The sequence below is a fragment of the Methanocalculus sp. genome, assembly GCF_030651615.1.
GTDB lineage: Archaea > Halobacteriota > Methanomicrobia > Methanomicrobiales > Methanocorpusculaceae > Methanocalculus.
In genome coordinates this window covers 1-5,493 of the sequence record NZ_JAUSCG010000019.1, presented here as the reverse complement: position 1 = coordinate 5,493, position 5,493 = coordinate 1, and the positions used below count along the sequence as shown (strand labels likewise).

3 protein-coding genes and 1 tRNA gene are annotated in these 5,493 nt (G+C 50.8%); 1 reads left to right on the top strand and 3 read right to left on the bottom strand.

All coding sequences use genetic code 11. The features are described 5' to 3' along the window. Positions 1 to 99: 99 nt before the first annotated feature. A complete protein-coding gene (locus tag Q7V06_RS00675; protein ID WP_304836565.1) occupies positions 100 to 747 on the top strand; it encodes a DUF3800 domain-containing protein in 648 nt (215 codons plus the stop codon). Positions 748 to 924: 177 nt separating this feature from the next. Here the strand turns inward: Q7V06_RS00675 and Q7V06_RS00670 are convergent. The 3 genes from Q7V06_RS00670 to Q7V06_RS00660 form a co-directional block, all read right to left on the bottom strand. Continuing rightward, positions 925 to 1,007: transfer RNA gene (locus Q7V06_RS00670), tRNA-Leu, on the bottom strand. Between the two features lie 51 nt (positions 1,008 to 1,058). Then, positions 1,059 to 4,955 (bottom strand): DNA-directed DNA polymerase II large subunit, encoded by a 3,897-nt coding sequence (locus Q7V06_RS00665; RefSeq protein ID WP_304836561.1) that lies wholly within the window; start codon positions 4,953 to 4,955, stop codon positions 1,059 to 1,061. Positions 4,956 to 4,961: 6 nt separating this feature from the next. After that, positions 4,962 to 5,493: HEAT repeat domain-containing protein (locus tag Q7V06_RS00660; RefSeq protein ID WP_304836556.1), on the bottom strand; the 532-nt coding region annotated here is incomplete at its 5' end.

Sequence of the window (5,493 nt, the reverse complement as noted above, 5' to 3'; positions counted from 1 at the left end):
TAATCGTGCTAATCTGGGAAATACTGTCAACATTCCTAAAAATCCGATAGTTTTTTAATAACACACCATTTATTGCAATGTAAACAATAAACAATATGTGTGGAGATTTACATTGATGAATCTGGAGATCTCGGATTTGGTCCTCAAGCCTCTGCATATTTTATTCTTGCAGCAATCATCATCCGGGATGATCAAAAGATGCGTCGATGTTTTAAAAAAATTCGACAGAATAAATTAAAAAAATCTCTCCGTGATGTGCCTGAATTTAAGTTTAATAACACAAAGGGAGTTATTAAACGTCGTATTATGGAATGCATATCTGAATCTGATCTCGATATTGCATATGCATTACTCCGTAAATCTCAAGTTAAACCACAATTAAAAGGAAAACAACAGGCAATCTATAATTATATTTCTGGTCATCTCGTTTCATCAATAGCCCGAAAATATGACCACGACAGTTTAATGGAAATTTACATTGATAAGTCGACATATAGCTTCGAAAGAGAAGTACTTGATCAGTACCTGTCGTATCGATTATTGGATAATGGAGACCAATCTGTACCTTCATCTGATAATATCATCATAAAGCATGTTGATTCTCGAAATGAGCCATGCATTCAGGCAGCGGATTTTGTAGCAGGTGCAACACACCAGATGTATCGAGACAATACCCTTGAGCATTACAACATAATTGAGAGAAAAGTTTTAATTGCACTCGATTTTTTTAATGAAACCCAGAAATAAAGCGTGAACCCTTCCTTACTTTGTCCCATCTACCTCAAGGTAGCCTCATCCGTTTCTGGAAGGACTTACTCACGATATATATGCTTATCTTTAAAGGATATAATAATTGTGCAATAGCCAATCAAATTTTATATACAATTATAAGACCCAATATGATTGATCATAAAAAGTGTAAAATGCGAGTGGCAGGAGTCGAACCTGCGAACCCCTACGGGAATCGATCTTGAGTCGATCACCTTTGGCCTCTCGGTAACACTCGCCTCTGGAAGTACTCTGTTTGTTCTCCACCCAAAAAAAGGATTGCCCGCCCCTCACATAAAGTCGGCCAATCCGAGCTGGAGCTTCTTTTCTTCCCCGAATGTCGAATTGATCGCCGCATCGATCACCGCTATCCGCTGTTTTGTGTACTCTGAAACGGTGAACTGGTCACAGATCGAGAGAGAGGCCGCCAGGTACTTCTTCACCGACCCCTCGGAGACGGTTGCAATAATCTTGTTTCCGCACCGGCACTTCCCGGCAAGCGGCATCCGTCTGAACTTTAAACCGCATCGGGGGCAACGGAACCCCTGTTTTGAGTAGGCGTTGAGGTTGCCGATCATATCCCTGATGAAATGGGTTGTCAGAACCCGTTCAGCAAGATCATCTTCATCAACGGCCCGGATCTTCCTCGCCAGAAGAAGCTCGGCATCAAGTTTGTCCACCATCGACCCGAGCCGGGTGTACATCGTATCGCGGGGCCCAGCTGAAATATCACTTGTATCATGAGTGAAAGAGAACCCCTCATACTGGGCAGGGGTCCCAACCCGGTTCTCCACATGATCCACCACCTTCTCGAGGTCCTTTGGAGCGGCATAAACGAGGCATCCCTCATAGACAGAGAGAGGATACCTGCTCATCACATCCACATTCAGGGTCTCCTTATCCACCTCCTTCGGATCGATCCTGCTCGTCAGAACGAGCGGAGCATCCATCGATCCTCCACGGGTCTCGGGCATGAAAGAACGTGAGAAGTTAATCAGCCCGTCAAGAAGGAGCATTACACAATCTTCATCACCATCACACTGGCCGGTGAAGATCCCATTTGCATGGAGGGTATGATCGTCTGCCACCGTTACACAGTACACACGATCTTCAAGGCATGGAACCGGATCTGATCGCTTGATCGTATCCGCAATCACCATCCCTCCTTCCATCACCGGCAGACGATCACCCGGCTTCACCTCGACGGCCCTGACCTTTTTGAGATAGGTGCAATCCCAGACGACCATCGCATGGTCCGGCGTGACAGCGAGGGTCTTGCCCCGACCCGTCTCAAAGAGGATCAGGTGTTTTGGGGCCCGATGTACCGAGACCGAGGTGATCTTTCGCATCTTCGGTGTGCCATTCGTATCGATTGCAAGAAGCATGTGAGGAGATGCAGGATCGGAGTAGTAGGTACCGAGCCGGTCCGATCCGGGCTGTGAAATATCGAAGTTCTCGATGACAAATTCCCGGATCGGCAACTTCCTCCAGCCGGACTGTCCGTACACCTCGATCTCGGTATCGCCATGGAAACAGTTACGCCGTTTTGCCGCATGGAAGAAGGGGTGGGCATACCCGACAAGCGCCTTTGAGTACCCGATCAGGCGGGCGAGGACACCAGCACTGGTGTGAGGGGCAAGACCAATCAAGAGCTGGCCGACGAGATCTTCTGGCTTCTCTGCATTATAGTACCGGGGAAGACCGTACACCTTCTCAAGTAGATCATCCATGAAACCTGCCACACGGACGAGATACTCCCCGCAATCTTCAGATACCAGAATATCCTGGGCCCTCAGTTCACAGACCTGATCGGCTTCAGTCAGATCCCGGCCATTCATATCATAGATATAACCAAGTTCACGGAGACGATCAGGTGTCACCCCGATCTCCTGAGGCCGGAAATGGGTCAGAGGCAGATCGATCATATCATACCGGACAGTCCCATCCTTGAAGACGAAGAGGTCACGAACCGCCCTGAGCACCCCTTTCTCGATCGCTTCAACTGATCGCTCCTTTGATATGAGACCTTTTACACCTTTCAGCAGTTTCAGGTCAACTGAACGGAGCCCAAGAGCGGCAATTGCATCATCGTACTCCTTCTTGATGTTCACCTCAGCCTCCATGGTGCAGGCAAGCGGAGCATCACATCGTGGACACCGATCCCCTTCGGCAACCTCTTTATTGCAGTGAACACAGCGAAAGACCGGAACAGTATGCCCCCCACATCCGCACCGGTTCCAGAACGTCTTCTCACCACAGAGGGAGCACCGGCGTTCTCCTGCCTCAATGGTGATCTGACCTTCGGTCTCGATGTTCATAAGGAAATCTCCGCTCTCCATCGTCTCCTGCCTCCTTCTAGCACCAGCTCCCTGGAAAGAGTGACGGGCTCCACCATCACTTCCAATCGGAAAGAGGACATGGGGTGCCGATTTCATCTTTCTCGGAGCGGATTTCCCCGGCCTGCCCATCCTCCCGCCGATCCGGGTGCCAGCCTTTGACCGCATCTTAAAACCGCTGAGATGGCGGGCGGCATCAAGACCGCTTCCCGTTGCCGGAAGCGTCTTCCACTCTTCACGGCGCGATAGATCAAATGAGAGGCCTAAGCAGGCAAGGAGAGAGTAGCAGGTCCTGATGACGATATCACCATCCTCCACCGTATGCGGAACAAGGAGTTCCTCGATGAGCCGTTTCACTTCAGGCTCATTTCGAACCCGGAGTACCTGCTCATCCATCTTACTATTCAGTACAATCAGATCGGTCAGTCGGCAGAACTCATCATATGAAAGGTCGTCAAAGAACCAGGTATAGTCAGGGTGGAGATATGCACCATCCATCGTAAAACCGATCGCCTCAAGCTCACTCTCAGGATGACGGGGTCCTCCCTCCTGAATCCACCATTCCTCACAGTATGATGGAGGTATAAGCGGATGGTTATTCTCAAGAAACTCTCCGAAACTGATCAGGATCTCCCCGACATCCAGGATCGCTTCGATATCCGGGACAGCTGCGATCGCCTCTTCAGTGTTATCAATCCGGCGGACCTCACCTGAGGTGAAACGAACCGTCGGCCCTTCAATCGAATCAACAGGGACGATTCCGGCTGCCTTTCCCGGACGTTCAACTTTCATCTGGGTTCCGGGTGAGAGATACTCACCGAGGATGTACATCGTTGCCGGATGGAGACCTGCGGCTGCAAAACCGGTGTTCCTCGCTCTCCCAAGCCGGAGGCGGAAGCCCCCTTTCCTCATCGGATAAGCAAAAACCGGCCGTCCTGCGATTGTATCACGGATATATTTGTCTTTTGGATGGATACCGTGCTCTTCTTCTTCTCCTGGTGAAGATGTTCCGGCAACGAGCGTATCAAGCCACTCCCACCCTTCCATCTTCATCTTTCTGACGTTCTTCTGGACCTTCGGAGCTTTCAGTGCAAGACCTTCTGCGATGACGAGTGCCATACCACCCCGCACCGCATTCGTCTCCACCCTCTCAAGATTGCGGTACCCGGAGACCTCCTCCTTCTCGGTCGGTTCGCCATCAATGCAGACCGGGCAGTTCTCGATGATCAGCCGCAGCTCCTGGTCTGTCGGAACATACTGGAGGCTGAGAATAGTGTTATATTGCCGTATCTCCTCGATATACCGCTCAACCTCCTCTTTTCGTGGGATATACCGATTAATCCCGAGTGCCTGACGGACATAATCTCCAACTAAGACCGAGAGTGCCTGTGCAGTCCCTCCGGCTGATCGGATCGGTCCGGCATAGTAGATCCTGAGAAACTCTGATCCGTCATCATTTCTCCCAAACGAGACCTTTGCTATCCCCTCAGTCGGGGCGGCAACGACACCTTCTGTTAACAGAGCCATCGAGCAGCGGATCGCATGATCGACCACCTCATCACGTGAAGTCTCACCGAACTTCCTCGCCACAAAATCGTCACCAATCCGGAGTGCCGCCTCTTCACGGGACATCTCCGCTTCAAGCTCACGTATCCTTGCAGCAACACCTTTAATATTCAGGAGTGCCTCAACCCGATCGGCAAGATCGTTTGCTATTGGGATCTCAGGCACAGTCTTTGGATCATACCCTTTTAACCTCGCCTCACGTGCAATCGCAAGGCCTTCATCAAGCAACAGGTTGATGGAGGCGAGATAGGACTCCATCGCAGGAGACATCGCGGGAAGTCCCATCGACCGCTACTCCACGTCCTCAGAAAAGAGTGTCATTATCCCCTCTTCACCCATCCGGAAGAGGACAAGTTCGGCACAGGTGCGGAGGAGCGGATCATCCCCCTCAGAAGCTTTCTTCAGGGCAGGAAGTGCCGGATCTCCAATTCGTAAGAGGGCAAGTGCAACCGCTCCGCGAACGCCGACATCATCATCTGCAAGAGATGAGATGAGAGAGGGGATCGCCTTCTCACCAATTGATGCAAGTGATCCGGTGAGATATCGCCTGACATCGGGGTCATCCTCACTTCGGATCGCATCGATGGTCGGCTGAATGGCAGGTAAACCCATTCTCGCAATGGAACGGGCAAGGTACCACCGCATCGTCGTCTTCGCCTCCTTCAGCGCAGTGACGATCTCAGGGATTGCTAAGGGGCCACAGGCTGCAAGAGCTTCTTCAGCAGATCGTCGTGCGGTGAGATCTGGCTCTCCAACCGCTTTTTTCAGGAGTAAAATGGCGTCTTCACCAGTCATGAGTATCTCCGGGTTTTGGTTTGCCAAC